We start from the raw sequence: 15,965 nt of genomic DNA on the forward strand, positions 1-15,965 counted from the left end.
CCCACAAATGAGGGTCACATTAAGTTGATCAGAAGCCGTAAACATGAGTCTTTTATTCCAATTTAAAAAATGAAAGACTTTATGGTTTTTGGAAGAGACTGCTATGTGGGGTTTAGCCGACGCTCACCTTAAAACAGACAACTCCAGTCTTAATATTACTGGACGCGCCAAATTTACAGCGTCGCATACTGACAGTGGGGGTCTACCTGGATTTAGTTCTCGCTTAGGTGCAAATGGGCAGGTTCAAAACAATGATGGTGTAAGCGCGTTTTTTAATGTCGGTTGGGAGATGCAATCTACTCGAGACACGATATCAAGCAATGTTAAAGGTGGCGCTGACAACATAAAATCACGATATATATTCGTCGGTTTAGGTTCCAAAACATTAGGGAAAATCACTTTAGGACAAAATGACACACCATTTTACACAATGGTAACGTCCACTACAGATATCCCTTATTACAACAGCATGGAAGCCTCCGCAAATACTTACGGCTACGACTTTGCTCCTAATCTAGCTCTTTATTCAAATAAATTTGGTAAATTATCCGTAGAAGCATCTTATCAGTTTAAAACAGTAGAAGGTGGCTCTTCAAATAACGGTGATGTTCTTGATTATTATGATGCAGGCTTAACATCTGCTAACTTTAAAACTCAAAATAATGCTTATAGTGCTGGTGCTATCTATAGCCTTAACGATCACTTAAATGTACACGCTGGTTATGCTTATCAAACCTTTATGAACGATGCGACTAAAGCCGACTATGGTTTCGCTTTAGACTACACCATTAATAATCTTTATTTAGGCGCCGTTTATACTTATAGCAAAGAAGATGATGGCACAAACTCTGCTAACCACAAAGGTGCTGAAGTAACGGCAAGTTACTCTATGAATCAATATACCTTTGATACTAGTTACGCTTACGGAAAACAGAAAAGTGATATTTCCGGTCAAGATAAAACGTACGCCAAAGCAATCAATGTCGATGTTGTATACGCGGTATTTAGTAACGTAAATGCGGCAGTAGGTATAAGCCATGTAACCACTGGTAAAAATGAATATTACACCAGCTTAAATTACTCGTTCTAAACATTTGTTTTAATTAGTCAGGAAGCACTAACTAAATCAAATTGGTTATTAGGAAAGTCTTTTCAGTCCCCCCTTCTGAAAAGCACATAAAAAAAGAGGCCGAGGCCCCTTTTATTAATGCACTAAAACAATTTCACGTGCTGCAGATCTGCCATTAGCGTTTTAACATCAGTTTTGATCACCAGAAATTCGGCTGCCAACGGCTGACGTCTGATTCTTATATTTAGCATTGTCGCGCTTGTTATAAGGACGCTCTGCAGAACCAGACATGGTTTCGAAATTAATCGCACCAATGGTCATACCAGGACTCAGTGCAATGGGTAATTTGCCACCGTTTAAGAACTCTAAAACGATGCCGCCGCTCCAACCTGGATCAATCCGATGGGCGGTTACATGCACCATCAGACCTAAACGAGCCAAAGAAGAACGTCCGTCTAACCAGCCAACTAAATTATCTGGCAAGGTCACAGACTCCTTGGTAACGCCCAACACTAACTCACCTGGGTGAATGAAGAATGGCTCGCCGTCATCGACCAAAATCTCATCACTCATCACAGACTCGATGACTTTATTCAGATCTGCTTTCGAACTACTAAGATCCAAATACGGCGCCGGATGCCCCTGAAACACACGAAAGGAATTCCCTAATCGAAGGTCCACGGAGACGCCGCTAATCACGCTATTATCTGGGCGAGGTTCTATGGTGATGCTACCTTCGTCTAAGGCTTTAATGATATCTCGGTCACACAAACGCATTGCTATTCCTTAATCGTCACTCATGCCAATGGTAGGCATTGTAAACTGGTTATCTTGTTGGGACGCAAGAGTAGCACCAAGCTTACGCGCAATCGACTGATAAATGCCGGCGGCTTCGCTTTCAGGCTCACTCACTACCACAGGATTGCCCGCATCACTCTGCTTACGAATGGCCAAACTTAATGGCAATTTACCCAATACATCGACATTATATTCTTTCGCCAAACTCGCACCGCCTTCGTCACCAAAGATGGCTTCATGATGTCCACAGTTCGAACAAATGTGTGTCGACATGTTCTCCACCACACCCAATACAGGAATATTTACCTTATTGAACATTTCAATGCCGCGACGCGCATCTAATAACGCAATATCTTGTGGAGTGGTAACAATTACTGAGCCTGCAACCGGCACTTTTTGCGCCAAAGTTAACTGAATATCCCCCGTACCCGGCGGCATATCGATGAATAAATAATCTAAGTCACTCCAATCAGTTTGCGTCAAAATCTGCATTAACGCGCCCGTCACCATAGGCCCACGCCACGCTACTGGCGTATCTTTAGTGGTTAAAAATGCCATCGACATCACTTGAACATCATGCGCTACCGGAGGGATGAAATATTTTTCATCGCGTATTTTCGGACGAGTACCGTCCGCAAAACCCATCATCATACCTTGGCTCGGCCCGTAAATATCGGCATCCAGAATACCCACGCGCGCGCCTTCTTTCGCCATCGCCAGCGCAAGATTGACCGTGGTAGTCGATTTACCCACTCCGCCTTTACCAGAAGCAACGGCAATAATATTTTTCACCCCTGTGAGGCCTGGGATATTCCCTTGTGTTGCCTGACTTTCTACTCGGTGTTCAATCTCCAAAATCAATTCACGAGTGTCTGCCAATAACGCTTGAATGCGTGCACTTAATTGCGCCTGTTCAGTTTGCGCAGGGTAACCCAAACTCAAAGTAAGATGTAAACGACTCGAATCCCCTGTAACTTGCCATACAGCGCCATACGCTTGACCGCTATTTTGATCGATTAGTGTTTCTAATTGAGCCTGTATTTGGGCATCGGTTTGCATTTTTCTCTCCAACAAAGCAGCTGCACTGTTTATAGGCTGTTCAATAACCGCTCATAAACAAGCACAACCGACTTTTTAATAAGTCGTTCTCATAAAATTTTCTAGAATATGTGCCAAGTGTGGGGGCAAAATGCAGAAAAGCAAGTCAAGCTATTGCACACCACAGAGGGGCTCTTATAATTACGGGATCTATTTCGTTATCAATGGTTAGGCTCTTTTAGTGCGCTTCGACTTGTTTAGCACGCGTCGATTTGGCCCTTACATCGCGATATATCCAGCGATGCCTTCCTATTGATAGAATACTCGACCTTTTACTCCAGCAGGCTTATCACTAATGGCACAAACGCAACGCAAAATTTTAGTTACCAGCGCCCTTCCATATGCAAATGGTCCCATCCATTTAGGGCATATGCTGGAACACATCCAAACGGATATCTGGGTGCGTTTTCAGAAACTTCGCGGCCACCTTTGTACCGCCGTTTGTGCCGATGATGCACACGGCACCGCCATCATGATAAAAGCGGATCAACAAGGCATCACATCAGAAGAATTGATCGACGGCGTGCGCAAAGCCCACACGGCCGACTTTAACGATTTCTTGATTGGCTATGATAACTACTACTCGACTCACTCAGAAGAAAATCGTGAAATTTCCAATCACATTTATAAGCTTCTGCGTGACAACGGCAAGATTTCAGTCCGCTCTATCGTGCAAGCGTACGATCCTGAAAAAGAAATGTTCCTTGCGGATCGTTTTATCAAAGGCACCTGCCCAAAATGTAAAGCAGAAGACCAGTACGGCGACAACTGTGAAGTCTGCTCCGCAACTTACACACCAATGGAAATGATCGACCCACGTTCGGTTTACTCTGGCGCGACACCGATTGAAAAAGAATCTGAGCATTACTTCTTTAAATTGCCAGATTTCCAAGACTTCCTGGCAAAATGGACTCGCAGTGGCACACTGCAAGATCAAGTTGCTAATAAATTGGCGGAATGGTTAGAGTCTGGCCTAAAAGAATGGGACATCAGCCGTGATGCGCCGTATTTCGGTTTTGAAATTCCAGACGCGCCAGGCAAGTATTTCTATGTCTGGCTTGATGCCCCAATCGGCTACATGGCGAGCTTCAAAAACCTATGTGATCGCACCGACGGCTTAAACTTCGACGATTACTGGGCAAAGAACTCCGACGCTGAGCTGTACCATTTTATCGGTAAAGACATCATCAACTTCCACGCCCTATTCTGGCCGGCCATGTTGGAATGCGCGGGCTACCGCACACCAACAGGCGTCAATGCCCATGGCTATGTGACCGTTGATGGTACTAAGATGTCTAAATCGCGCGGCACCTTTATTATGGCGCGTACTTATTTGAATCACTTAGACCCTCAGTATTTGCGTTACTACTTCGCCGCTAAATTGAACTCAAGTGTCGATGACATCGATCTAAACCTGCAAGACTTCGTACAACGCGTGAACTCAGACGTCGTTGGCAAAGTGGTTAACATTGCTAGCCGTACAGCTAGCTTCATCAATAAGAAATTTGACGGACTATTGGCCGCCGAAGTGAGCGAAGGTGAGATGATTCAATCTTTCATTGACGCAGGCGATGTCATTGCCGAACACTTTGAAGCACGCGAATACGGCAAAGCAGTACGCGAAATCATGCGCCTTGCGGATGTCGCAAACACCTATATTGCTGACCAAGCACCTTGGGTATTGGCAAAAGACGAAGCCACTCTGCCACAAGTACAAGCAGTATGTACTGTTGCGCTCAACTTGTTCAGCATCCTAGCGACTTACCTGAAACCAGTTATGCCAAACATGGTTGCAGACGCCGAAACCTTCCTTGGCAAAACGCTGACGTGGGATAACCGCAGCGAACTATTATTTGGTGGTCAGATTAATACCTTTAAGGCGCTAATGGGTCGTATCGAGCAAAAACAAATCGACGCCATGATAGAAGAAGGCAAAGAAGCGGCCGCCGAAGCTGCTAAAGCCAATGAGCCCGAAGCCGTGGTTGCTGAAGAAACGGAACTCACTAAAGAGCCGATCGAAGCGGAAATCAATTTTGATGACTTTGCAAAAGTGGATTTGCGCATCGCACTGATTGCCAAAGCAGAGCACGTTGAAAAAGCCAATAAGTTGCTTAAACTAACGTTAGACCTTGGTGGTGAAACCCGCACCGTATTTTCTGGCATTAAGTCTGCTTACAAACCAGAAGATTTGGAAGGCAAGTTGACTGTGATGGTCGCAAACCTAGCGCCGCGTAAAATGAAATTTGGCTTATCGGAAGGCATGGTACTCGCCGCAGGACCAGGCAAAGACGAGATCTACTTGCTTGAGCCACACGCTGGCGCAAAACCTGGCCAACGCGTGATGTAAAGGCACTCTATTAAAAGTTCGACAACTGGCTCTAAATAAGTAAAGCCAGTTGTCTCTTTTAGTCTCATAAAGTGAGCTTATATAATCATAGCTTATTATCTATATTCTAAATTACACTAACCGAAGTGACTATTTAGTCTTGTTAGTTATAAGCAGCTTGGTATAGTTACCGTCGCGCATGACACTCGCTTTATGCGTGTCTACTTCTGTGAATTCATCGATTATATTTTGGACGTGAGATGACTGATTATCTCTTGATACTGGTCAGCACCATACTGGTTAATAACTTCGTATTGGTACAATTTTTAGGCCTCTGCCCTTTTATGGGCGTCTCTAGCAAGCTAGAAACATCGATCGGCATGGCCTTAGCCACCACGTTTGTGTTAACGCTTTCTAGCCTTTGTAGCTATCTCACTTATACCTATATTCTGCAGCCATTTGGCTTAGAGTATTTGAAAACCATTTCTTTCATTCTAGTGATTGCTGTGGTGGTTCAATTTACCGAAATGGTGGTCCATAAAACCAGCCCGATCTTGTACCGTGTATTGGGGATTTTCTTACCTCTGATCACCACGAACTGTGCGGTGCTTGGTGTGGCGCTGCAAAACACCAGCAAGCAAAACGGTTTTGTTGAATCCATCCTTTATGGTTTTGGTGCGGCGGTTGGCTTCTCTTTTGTGTTGATCCTTTTCTCTGCCATGCGCGAACGCATAAATGTCGCCGATGTACCGGGCGTTTTCAAAGGTTCAGCCATTGGTATGATCACCGCAGGCCTGATGGCATTAGCCTTCATGGGCTTTACTGGCCTAGTGCAAATTTAGGAGCCATTTATGCTGACCGTGTTAATTGCTGTCGGGATCTTGTTGGTCCTATCGTTAATTTTTGGCGCCATCCTAGGTTACGCCAATGTGCGTTTCCATGTGGAAGGTGACCCTATCGTTGATCAGATCGATGCCATTTTGCCGCAAACGCAATGTGGTCAGTGTGGCCATCCTGGATGCCGCCCTTACGCTGAAGCGATTTCTAATGGCGAAGCGATCAACCATTGCCCGCCTGGTGGCCAAGCCACTATTCAAGCATTGGCAGATTTACTCGATGTAGAAGCCATTCCACTGGATGGCGACCACGGCACAGAAACCGCCAAACGCGTTGCTGTGATCCGCGAAGACGAATGCATTGGCTGTACAAAATGCATTCAAGCCTGTCCTGTAGATGCCATCTTAGGCGCCGCGAAACAGATGCACACCGTGATTGCTGACGAATGCACCGGCTGTGATTTATGTGTAGAACCTTGCCCTGTAGATTGTATTGATATGGTAGAAGTAGGCGTTACCTCACGAACTTGGTCTTGGGACAAACCCCAAGGCATTGCCGCGCAACCTGGTAGCATCATTGCGACTGACCGCCAAGCGGAGGTAGTGCACTAATGCAAACTGCGACAGTATTTTCCTTTCACGGCGGCATTCACCCGCCGGAAAACAAAGCACAATCCTTGCGTCTACCGCTGGGTCGACCTAGTTTACCAAACGAGTTGATATTGCCACTTGGTCAGCACATCGGCCAAAGCTCGCGCCCTCTTATCAATGTGGGTGACAAGGTACTAAAAGGCCAAACGATCGCCATTAACAATGGTTTTTTAAGCAGCTTTTTGCACGCACCGACCTCTGGCACCATCAAGGCCATCGAAGAGCGCCCTATCGCGCACCCTTCGGGCTTGAGCGACGTTTGTATTGTCATCACCCCAGATGGTGAAGAACAGTGGGACACGCTAACGCCATTGCAACACTGGAACACCCTAAGCAAAACCGATGTTTTAGCCTATTTGGCTGAAATGGGCATTGTCGGCATGGGCGGCGCAGGCTTCCCGACTCAAGTAAAATTACAAGGCGCTCACAAACACCCGCTGACCCACTTTATTATCAATGCAGCAGAGTGCGAACCTTACATTACCGCGGATGACATGCTCATTCGCGAAAAAACCATTGAGTTGGTGCTCGGCATCGAAGCCCTGCAACACCTAGTGGAAGCAGAACAAGTCATCATTGGTATTGAAGACAACAAGCCCACAGCCATCGCGGAATTAAATAAAGTATTAAGCGATCGACTTAGCACGATTCAAGTGGCTGTCGTACCCACCAAATACCCTTCTGGTGGCGAAAAACAACTGATCCAGCTGATCACGGGTAAAGAAGTGCCAAGTGGCCAATACCCTGCTGACATTGGTATCTTGTGCCAAAACGTCGGCACTTGTGTTGCCGTACACGACGCCATCTTCCTAGGCAAACCACTCATTTCGCGCTTTACCACGCTCACCGGTGATGCTTTAAAAGCGCCACAAAATGTAGAGGTATTACTTGGTACGCCGATTAATCACCTATTGGACTACGCCGAAAACGACAGCAAGAAACTTAAGCGCCTTGTGATGGGCGGCCCTATGATGGGCTTCACTCTAGATTCTGCCAATGTGCCCATCGTTAAAACCAGTAACTGTGTTTTAGCCGCCAGCAAAAAAGAATTACCACAGCCTGCACCAGAACAAGCCTGCATCCGCTGTGGCATGTGCGAACAAGCCTGCCCGGCTAGTTTATTGCCACAACAACTGCTTTGGTTCAGCAAAAGCCAAGAGTTGGAAAAAGCAGAGCACTATAATCTGTTTGACTGCATTGAATGCGGCGCTTGCTCTTATGTTTGCCCAAGCAGCATTCCTTTGGTTCAGTACTACCGCCACACTAAGAGCAGCATTCGTGAAGCGCGCGAAGCCGCCGTAAAATCCGATTTAGCGAAACAACGCTTTGAAGCTCGTAAAGCGCGCCAAGATGCCGAAGCCGCTGAAAAAGAAGCAAAACGCGTCGCACGCCAAAAAGCCTCGGCCAACAAAACGACCGACAGTAAAAAAGTCGCGCCTAAAGCCGCCCCTGCTGCGGCCGCAACCACAGCAACGCCGGCTGGTGACGACAGTAAAAAACTAAAAATTGATCTAGCAATCGCTAAGACCAAACTGAAAAAACTGCAAAAACAGCTCCTTGCCGCACAAGAAAGTGAGCACACAGAAGAGATAGGCACACTTCAGTTACAAGCCAACGAACAAGAAAAAGCCGTTGCGCTATTAGAAGAACAATTGGCAAAAGCAGAAGAACAATTAGCAAAAGTAGCCGCATCCGCTCCAGCTGCGGCTGCGAAAGCCCCGGCCAGTGACGAACTTAAAAAAGCCAAAGTCGATGTGGCTCTCAGTGGCATCAAACTGAAAAAGACACAAAAGCAATTGGCTGAATCTCCTGATGACGCTGAATTACAGACTAAAGTAGCAGGCTTTGAAAAAGAGCTCGCCGACGCTCAAGCTCGACTCAGCAAACTTGCGGCAGACGCACCAGCCAGCAGCACAGCACCAAAAGCCGCTGCACCCAAGGCTGCCGTCAGTGATGAGCTGAAAAAAGCCAAAGTAGACGTTGCCCTACTGGGTGTGAAACTGAAAAAAACACAGAAACAACTGGCTGACGCGCCAGATGACAGTGAACTTCAAGCAAAAGTCGCAGGCTTTGAAAAGGAACTTGGCGAGGCGCAAGCGCGTTTAGCTACGCTTACCAGTCAGGCTCCAGCGGCCCAACCTGCTGCTACCGCCAACGCGGGTGATGAACTGAAAAAACTCAAAATCGACACGGCCATTGCTAAAGCGGCAGTGAAGAAAGTAGAAAAAGCACTGAAAAAAGCAGAAGACTTAAATTCACCTGAGTTAGACACCATTCGCCAGCAACTTCAAGACGCGCAAAAACGCGCAGACGACCTTGAAAAAGCTTTGGCTAATCCAACCACGGTAGCCCCTTCTGCCGCACCAGCCGCCAGTGCGCCTGCCTCTGATGAGACAGCACGCAACGCGGAACACATTAAAAAGCAAAAAATTGCGGCGGCATTGGCAAAGGCGCAGATCAATAAATTGAACAAGCGTTTAGCCGACTCACCACAAGACGCTGACAGCATTCAACTTGAAATCACCGCTGCCAAGCAAAAGCAACAAGACGCTGAAGCCCAATTGACAAAATTACAGGCTCAGCTCACTCCTTCGCAAGATAACACGCAAGAGAATCGTTAGATGGCATTATTGAGGGTTACATCCCCACACACACAACGCGCAGGGCGACGCACTTCTTGGGTCATGGTCATGGTGATTCTCGCTACTGTTCCTGGCATCGCTATGCAGACCTGGTTGTTCGGCTGGGGCACCATTATCAATATCGTGATTGCTGCTATTGCTGCATTGGCATCCGAGGCTTTGATTTTATCCGTGCGCCGTCGCGCCGTTGCGTTTTTCTTAAAGGATTACAGCGCGCTCTTGACCGCCGTGTTACTGGGCATTGCGCTACCACCGACAGTCGCATGGTGGGTCACGGTTACCGCCGTCGCCTTTGCGATTATTTTTGCTAAACAATTGTATGGCGGTTTGGGCAACAACCCATTTAATCCTGCCATGGTCGGTTACGCCATTGTGTTGGTGTCGTTCCCAGTCCCCATGACCCAATGGGTAGGCGCTCATGAGCTACTTTCTTCTGGGGCGATTCCAACCTTTAGCCAAAGCCTACAAGCCATTTTCCAACATCTGCCAAACATCGACAGCTACACCATGGCGACGCCTTTAGATGCCTTCAAGCACAAGAATGAATTGCCAAGTGCTGAGGCTTTTAACACCATAGATGCGTTACAAACAGCAAGCTTAAACAGCTGGTTATGGATCAACGGCGCTTACCTATTGGGCGGCGTTATGCTGTTGTGGTTGCGCGTCATTACCTGGCACACACCGGCCGCATTGCTAGCCGCATTGGCCGCGATTGCGGGCGCTTTTTATCTTATTGACCCAAGCCATGCCGCGACACCTCTGTTTCACTTAACCACAGGGGCCGCCATGTTTGGCGCCTTCTTTATTGCCACAGACCCTGTGTCTTCTTGTACCAGTAACCGCGGAAAACTAGTCTACGGCGCCGGCATTGGCATTCTTATTTATATTATTCGTACATGGGGCGGTTACCCTGACGGCGTTGCGTTTGGCGTTTTGTTAATGAACTTTGCCGCTCCACTGATCGACTATTACACTCAACCGCGTACTTATGGCCACCAAAAAGCCAAAAAAGGCCTAAAAATCGGGGAAGATAACTAATGGATTTATTCGCTTCTATCCGTCGTAATAGTCTTGGCTTGGGGATCTTTGCGGTGCTCACAGCAGGTCTTATTGCCACTATTCATTTGGTCACTGAACAAACTATTAAAGACAATGTGATTGCCGCACAAGTCGCGGCGTTTAATGAAATTTTGCCCCCTGATTTGTACGACAACGACCTGACTAAATCAACAGCAATGATCCCTGCTGATCCTCTGCTGGGCAGTGTTAAACCATCAAAAATCTACATCGCTCGTAAAGACGGTGACGTTAGCGCCATCATCTTCGATACCATCGCACCCGGCGGCTATAATGGCAGCTTAGGCTTATTGGTCGCGATTGATAAAAACGGCGTGGTCACCGGCACTCGCGTGATCAGCCAACAAGAAACCCCTGGCCTTGGCGACAAAGTCGATCTGAAAAAATCCAAATGGATTTTAGAATTTAATAATCGCTCCATCGGCAACCCTGATCTTGCTGGCTGGAATGTCAAAAAAGACGGCGGTGTGTTTGATCAATTCACCGGGGCAACTATTACCCCTCGCGCCGTGGTTAAAGGCGTACGACACACGCTTATTTACTTCAACAAACACAAAGACTCGCTGTTAGCGCGCTAGGATATTGTCATGAGTGCAGAAGATACCTTAACGAGTGAAACCACGCAGGATACCCCTCCTAGCGCCAATTATTCCGAGATCATTTATAACGGTCTCTGGAAAAACAACCCCGCTTTAGTACAGCTACTTGGCCTTTGTCCTATGCTGGCGGTGACCAGTACCGTGGTCAACGCGTTAGGGCTTGGCTTAGCGACTATGGTGGTCTTGATCGGCTCTAATGTGGCGGTCTCACTGATTCGTAACTACGTCGCTGATGCCGTACGTCTGCCTGCTTTTGTGATGATCATAGCGTCATTTACCACCTGCATTGAACTGGTTATGCAGGCTTATACTTACGAGCTGTATCAAATCTTGGGGATTTTTATCCCTTTGATCGTAACTAACTGCGCAATCCTTGGTCGGGCTGACGCCTTTGCCAGCCGCAACCCAGTGTTGCCTTCGGCATTAGACGGTATGATGATGGGCCTTGGTTTTACCTTTATTCTTGTAGTGCTTGGTAGCATGCGTGAATTGATCGGACAAGGTACACTCTTTTCTGACATGCAACTGCTATTTGGCCCTATTGCATTGAACTGGAAAATCGTTGTTTTTAGCGACTATCCAAACGTTTTGTTCGCTATGCTCCCACCGGGTGCGTTTATTGGCCTTGGCATTCTTATCGCCTTTAAAAACTACATGGATGAGCGTGAGAAAAAACGATTAGCCACACAAAAAGCTCAGCAAGGACCAGTAGAATCTAAACGCGTTCGAGTTACTGGCCAAGCCGCATCTTGATCTGACCTTGCACAAATGCAATTGATAAGCACAGAGGCGAACCGTGAATAAAGAGAAACGCTATGAAATTTTTGCTCGACTACGAGCCGAAAATCCAAACCCTGTAACAGAACTGGAATACAGTTCGCCTTTTGAATTATTGATTGCAGTACTATTTTCGGCGCAAGCCACCGACGTCAGTGTCAACAAAGCCACGCGCAAGTTATTTCCTGTCGCCAACACCCCAGAAACCATGCTGGCGCTTGGGGTGGATGGCTTAAAAAGCTACATCAAAACCATTGGCCTGTTTAACGCCAAAGCAGAAAACGCGATTAAAACCTGTCGCATTCTTGTGGAGCAACACAACAGTGTTGTACCAGACACACGAGAAGCCCTAGAAGCACTGCCCGGCGTCGGCCGTAAAACCGCTAACGTAGTACTCAACACCGCCTTTCGGCAAGTGGCGATGGCGGTAGATACTCATATTTTCCGCTTTAGTAACCGCACCAAGGTCGCCCCTGGAAAAAACGTGCTAGAAGTCGAACAAAAACTCCTGAAATTCGTACCCAAAGAATTCTTGCTTGATGCACACCATTGGATGATTCTTCACGGCCGCTATATTTGTGTCGCCCGAAAACCCAAATGCAACGCCTGCATAATCGAAGATTTGTGCGAGTTTAAAGAAAAAACCTCGGACTGATTAGCTCTTCGCCCTCATCGCTTTAGTTAAGTAAATACTAAAGTATGATTAATGAACATCGCATTTATTAAAACTTTCCTTAGCGGCATTCTCTCCTTATCGATTTATTATTTATCTAGTTAAGAGAGGATTGCCATGAGCCATATTGCGAAAACCCGACTCACTCAAGCTCAGCTTGATGCCCACTGGATGGCCTACTCAGGCAATCGTCAGTTTAAAGCAGATCCGCGTCTTATCGTCTCCGCCGAAGGCAAGTACTATACCGACCTCGACGGACGTAAAATTTTTGATGGCTTATCAGGCTTGTGGACCTGTGGCTTAGGTCACAGTGTCCCTGCGATCAATGAAGCGGTCGCCAACCAAGTTAAGACCCTCGATTACTCACCGGCGTTTCAATATGGCCATGAAAAATCGTTTGAACTCGCTGAAAAAATCACCCAATTCATGCCAAAAGAACTCAACCGTGTTTTCTTTACCGGTTCGGGTTCTGAATCTGTCGATACCGCGCTGAAAATTGCCCGCGCTTATTGGCGTAAAAAAGGCAAAGGTACCAAGGTGAAATTCATTGGTCGCGCCAAAGGCTATCATGGCGCCAGCGTCTCGGGTTTTAGTGTCGGTGGTATTCCAGCAAATAGATTGCTCTATGGCCAAGGTTTAGAATCTTACCACTTACCTCACACTCAAGTGCCAGGAACAGAGTTCACCAAAGGCATGGCGGAAAAAGGCAAAGAACGCGCTGAAGACCTGCTCAACCTCATTGCTATGCACGATGCTTCTAACATTGCAGCGGTAATTGTTGAACCTATGTCAGGCTCTGCGGGCGTTATTGTGCCACCACAAGGTTACTTGCAACGCCTTCGTGAAATTTGCGATCAACACGACATACTACTGATCTTTGATGAAGTCATTACTGGTTTTGGTCGCATGGGCGCGAAAACAGGCGCCGAAGCGTTTGGCGTTACACCCGATGTGATTACGCTTGCTAAACAGGTGACCAATGGTGTGATTCCAATGGGTGCGGCGGTCTTTAAGCAAGAAATCTATGACACCTTTATGGACAATGGCGGCGCCGATTACATGCTCGAAGTGCCTCATGGCTACACCTATTCTGCCCACCCTATTGCGTGTGCGGCAGGCTTGGCATCCCTCGAAGAAATCAAACAACAAAACCTCATCGAACGGGTAAAAGAAATGAGCCCGACGTGGGAAAATTGCGTGCATCAGCTAAAAGATGTCAGTCCGATTATTACCGACATTCGTAACTATGGCTTCGCCGCTGGCATCACCATTGCCCCCGTTGATAACGAGCCCGCTAAGCGCCCTTTCCAGATTGCCATGTCCATGTGGGACAAAGGCTATTATGTTCGCTATGGTGCTGACACGATTCAACTTGCTCCACCGTTCACCACGGAGAAGTCTGAAATGGACAGCATGATCAATGCCTTGGGTGACAGTATTAAAGAACTGACCTAAACCAATAAGTGTTCAGCACTACTATGCTGAACACTTATTGCTGAAATCGAGAAAATTATCTCTTTAATGTAAATGCATCAATAGACCCTCGTGGTGTTACCCTAATATTCTTATAAGGTAACATCACGATTTTTATCAATTTATCTAAAACCCCTCTGTTTGTCGCTCTTCTTTTCTTTATAATGGTGCCCACTGAATAATTCATTTAGCTATCTGAAATGCAGAGAGATAACAATGAAAACACCACCTTACGTACGTTGTTTTTGGACTGGCACCCTTTATTTAACGAATGGTAAAACAATGCCAATTCATTGCACGCACATTTCAGTAACGCATATTGAAGTTGAAGCACCATCAGGGCTAGAAGGGTCTAAAATGGTGAAGCTAGAATTGAATGCGACTCATGAAGGGAAAAGCGCGCTAATTAAAGCGTTAGGCGACCCGACCTTAGATGTATTTAATGAACACAATAAGCATTACATCAAACTGGATTTTCATACGATTTCAGATAAGGATATAGACTTTATTAAAGACTTTGTGAAAGCCCATTACTAATTAACACAGAAGGTGATCAGCTACGTCCATGTAGATGATCACATTAAATCAATGACCGATAACCCTTAGTCTTCTGATTTATCTTCAGCTTTGTCTTCCGCTTTTTTAACACGAATTTTACTGCCGTCAAGATCCATACCATTCAATGCTTTAATAGCAATTTTTACTTCGCCAACTTTTGGCATTTCAATAAACGCAAAACCTTTTGACTCACCGGTTTCTTTGTCCATTACCAAGGTGCAAGATTGCAGCGTGCCATGGGCAGAAAATAATTTATACAGTTCTTCTTCAGTGGTGTTACGCGCTAAGTTTCGTACTAAAATTTTCATATCATTCTCATCTTTATGTAATCAGTCTTCCAATGACGCAAGGTTAACACGCCAGAGAGAAGAGCGAGCTATAAAAAAGGCACGAGAAGGGCTTCCCATGCCTTTTTCTTATTCTTCCCACCCTTTATTAAGAAAGTGTGGTTTCAAATAGCTTAAGCAGACGCTCGCTGTCGACTTCCATACAAACTTGCGTCATAGGGACATCGTTCCAATGCGGTTCTGGGAATTCCATTCCTTGTGGCGCAAAGATTGTTTGACCAATGCCAATACCTTCGCACGCGACGCGCACCGCGCCTAACTCTACACCAAAGATGCTTGGGTCCATGGCGTAAGCGATGGTTGAAGCATCATGGAAATAACAGCCATTCATATCAAAACGGCTGCTGTAGAAGTTGATGTAATGCTGGGCGCAATCGTAAAGGAAACCGCCTTCTTCTGGATTAGCTTGCCTAATACGCTCTAATACCGTGTTATCAAGCAACACTTGGTGAGTCACATCAAGACCTATCATGGTCACCTGCCAAGGCGCAGTAAATACAGCGTCAGCGGCGTGTGGGTCGTTCATGATATTGGCTTCTGCAACAGGAGATACGTTTCCGTATTCGATCGCCGTGCCGCCCATCAGAATCACTTCGTCGACAAGATTTGCCACTTCTGGATCAAGCTCTAGCGCCTTAGCAAGATTACCTAATGGCCCCAATGCAATGATGGTCACTTCACCTGGAAACTCACGCACCGTATCGACGATAAACTGAGCCGCGTTTTTCTCAACCGCTTTGCCTTTTGGTGCCGGCCAATCAATGTTACCAAAACCATCTGCGCCATGAACAAAATCAGGATGCGGACGCGGTGCAATAACTAACGGCACGGCAACACCTTGTGCTACAGGCACATCCACTTTGGCAATTTCAGTCAATGTGATGGCATTTTTTGTTGCCAGTTCAACCGGCACATTACCAAAGGTTGTGGTTAATCCAAGCACATCCAGTTGTGGCGCTTGAAAGGCAAAAAAGATCGCCATAGCATCATCAATGCCGGGATCTGTATCAATAATAATTTTACGAGCCATATTCGACTTCC

Annotated in this window: 15 protein-coding genes; 11 read left to right on the forward strand and 4 right to left on the reverse strand. The window is 46.5% G+C overall.

Annotated features, from left to right (window positions below; translation table 11 throughout):
* The first annotated feature begins 103 nt into the window (after window positions 1-103).
* A complete protein-coding gene (locus tag V6259_RS08840; protein WP_341584246.1) occupies window positions 104-1,090 on the forward strand; it encodes a porin in 987 nt (328 codons plus the stop codon).
* Between the two features lie 168 nt (window positions 1,091-1,258).
* Here V6259_RS08840 and dcd read toward each other — a convergent pair whose 3' ends face one another.
* Both dcd and apbC read right to left on the reverse strand, forming a co-directional pair.
* On the reverse strand, window positions 1,259-1,846 hold the full coding sequence (gene dcd, locus V6259_RS08845) for a dCTP deaminase (protein ID WP_341584247.1): 588 nt from the start codon (window positions 1,844-1,846) through the stop codon (window positions 1,259-1,261).
* A 9-nt stretch (window positions 1,847-1,855) separates the two neighbouring features.
* Window positions 1,856-2,926 carry an iron-sulfur cluster carrier protein ApbC gene (apbC, locus tag V6259_RS08850; RefSeq protein ID WP_341584248.1) on the reverse strand — a complete coding sequence of 357 codons (1,071 nt, stop codon included), beginning with the start codon at window positions 2,924-2,926 and terminating at the stop codon, window positions 1,856-1,858.
* A 334-nt stretch (window positions 2,927-3,260) separates the two neighbouring features.
* Here apbC and metG point away from each other — a divergent pair, with 334 nt between their 5' ends.
* The 10 genes from metG (at window position 3,261) to V6259_RS08900 (ending at window position 14,556) form a co-directional block, all read left to right on the forward strand.
* On the forward strand, window positions 3,261-5,312 hold the full coding sequence (metG, locus tag V6259_RS08855) for a methionine--tRNA ligase (protein WP_341584249.1): 2,052 nt from the start codon (window positions 3,261-3,263) through the stop codon (window positions 5,310-5,312).
* Window positions 5,313-5,551: 239 nt separating this feature from the next.
* Window positions 5,552-6,133, forward strand: a complete 582-nt coding sequence (gene rsxA, locus V6259_RS08860) for an electron transport complex subunit RsxA (protein ID WP_133010446.1) — start codon at window positions 5,552-5,554, stop codon at window positions 6,131-6,133.
* Window positions 6,134-6,142: 9 nt separating this feature from the next.
* The gene (gene rsxB, locus V6259_RS08865; RefSeq protein ID WP_133010445.1) at window positions 6,143-6,739 is read left to right on the forward strand and encodes an electron transport complex subunit RsxB; all 597 of its coding nucleotides are present in this window, start codon (window positions 6,143-6,145) and stop codon (window positions 6,737-6,739) included.
* A complete protein-coding gene (rsxC, locus tag V6259_RS08870) occupies window positions 6,739-9,399 on the forward strand; it encodes an electron transport complex subunit RsxC (protein ID WP_341584250.1) in 2,661 nt (886 codons plus the stop codon). The genes rsxB and rsxC overlap by 1 nt, the downstream gene beginning before the upstream one ends.
* A complete protein-coding gene (gene rsxD, locus V6259_RS08875; protein ID WP_341584251.1) occupies window positions 9,400-10,458 on the forward strand; it encodes an electron transport complex subunit RsxD in 1,059 nt (352 codons plus the stop codon).
* On the forward strand, window positions 10,458-11,075 hold the full coding sequence (gene rsxG, locus V6259_RS08880) for an electron transport complex subunit RsxG (RefSeq protein ID WP_341584252.1): 618 nt from the start codon (window positions 10,458-10,460) through the stop codon (window positions 11,073-11,075). The genes rsxD and rsxG overlap by 1 nt, the downstream gene beginning before the upstream one ends.
* Before the next feature lie 9 nt (window positions 11,076-11,084).
* Window positions 11,085-11,849: an electron transport complex subunit E gene (locus tag V6259_RS08885; protein WP_341584253.1), complete on the forward strand. Its 765-nt coding sequence runs from the start codon at window positions 11,085-11,087 to the stop codon at window positions 11,847-11,849.
* A gap of 43 nt (window positions 11,850-11,892) precedes the next feature.
* Entirely contained in the window at window positions 11,893-12,528 is a 636-nt protein-coding gene (nth, locus tag V6259_RS08890; RefSeq protein WP_341584254.1) for an endonuclease III, read from the forward strand.
* Window positions 12,529-12,663: 135 nt separating this feature from the next.
* Window positions 12,664-14,001 (forward strand): aspartate aminotransferase family protein, encoded by a 1,338-nt coding sequence (locus V6259_RS08895; protein ID WP_341584255.1) that lies wholly within the window; start codon window positions 12,664-12,666, stop codon window positions 13,999-14,001.
* Window positions 14,002-14,235: 234 nt separating this feature from the next.
* Window positions 14,236-14,556: a hypothetical protein gene (locus tag V6259_RS08900; protein WP_165942844.1), complete on the forward strand. Its 321-nt coding sequence runs from the start codon at window positions 14,236-14,238 to the stop codon at window positions 14,554-14,556.
* A gap of 65 nt (window positions 14,557-14,621) precedes the next feature.
* On the opposite strand, the gene V6259_RS08905 is transcribed toward V6259_RS08900, so the two are convergent.
* Both V6259_RS08905 and V6259_RS08910 read right to left on the reverse strand, forming a co-directional pair.
* The gene (locus V6259_RS08905) at window positions 14,622-14,885 is read right to left on the reverse strand and encodes an RNA recognition motif domain-containing protein (protein WP_133010437.1); all 264 of its coding nucleotides are present in this window, start codon (window positions 14,883-14,885) and stop codon (window positions 14,622-14,624) included.
* Between the two features lie 127 nt (window positions 14,886-15,012).
* Entirely contained in the window at window positions 15,013-15,954 is a 942-nt protein-coding gene (locus V6259_RS08910) for a nucleoside hydrolase (RefSeq protein WP_133010436.1), read from the reverse strand.
* Window positions 15,955-15,965: the final 11 nt, after the last annotated feature.

This window comes from Marinomonas sp. TI.3.20, from assembly GCF_038155025.1.
Taxonomy (GTDB): Bacteria; Pseudomonadota; Gammaproteobacteria; order Pseudomonadales; family Marinomonadaceae; genus Marinomonas; species Marinomonas flavescens.

Bases quoted from the DNA above. Each gene is read 5' to 3' on its own strand.
- V6259_RS08840 (WP_341584246.1), top strand. From the start codon at position 104: ATGTGGGGTTTAGCCGACGCTCACCTTAAAACAGACAACTCCAGTCTT.
- dcd (WP_341584247.1), bottom strand. From the start codon at position 1,846: ATGCGTTTGTGTGACCGAGATATCATTAAAGCCTTAGACGAAGGTAGC.
- apbC (WP_341584248.1), bottom strand. From the start codon at position 2,926: ATGCAAACCGATGCCCAAATACAGGCTCAATTAGAAACACTAATCGAT.
- metG (WP_341584249.1), top strand. From the start codon at position 3,261: ATGGCACAAACGCAACGCAAAATTTTAGTTACCAGCGCCCTTCCATAT.
- rsxA (WP_133010446.1), top strand. From the start codon at position 5,552: ATGACTGATTATCTCTTGATACTGGTCAGCACCATACTGGTTAATAAC.
- rsxB (WP_133010445.1), top strand. From the start codon at position 6,143: ATGCTGACCGTGTTAATTGCTGTCGGGATCTTGTTGGTCCTATCGTTA.
- rsxC (WP_341584250.1), top strand. From the start codon at position 6,739: ATGCAAACTGCGACAGTATTTTCCTTTCACGGCGGCATTCACCCGCCG.
- rsxD (WP_341584251.1), top strand. From the start codon at position 9,400: ATGGCATTATTGAGGGTTACATCCCCACACACACAACGCGCAGGGCGA.
- rsxG (WP_341584252.1), top strand. From the start codon at position 10,458: ATGGATTTATTCGCTTCTATCCGTCGTAATAGTCTTGGCTTGGGGATC.
- V6259_RS08885 (WP_341584253.1), top strand. From the start codon at position 11,085: ATGAGTGCAGAAGATACCTTAACGAGTGAAACCACGCAGGATACCCCT.
- V6259_RS08895 (WP_341584255.1), top strand. From the start codon at position 12,664: ATGAGCCATATTGCGAAAACCCGACTCACTCAAGCTCAGCTTGATGCC.
- V6259_RS08900 (WP_165942844.1), top strand. From the start codon at position 14,236: ATGAAAACACCACCTTACGTACGTTGTTTTTGGACTGGCACCCTTTAT.
- V6259_RS08905 (WP_133010437.1), bottom strand. From the start codon at position 14,885: ATGAAAATTTTAGTACGAAACTTAGCGCGTAACACCACTGAAGAAGAA.
- V6259_RS08910 (WP_133010436.1), bottom strand. From the start codon at position 15,954: ATGGCTCGTAAAATTATTATTGATACAGATCCCGGCATTGATGATGCT.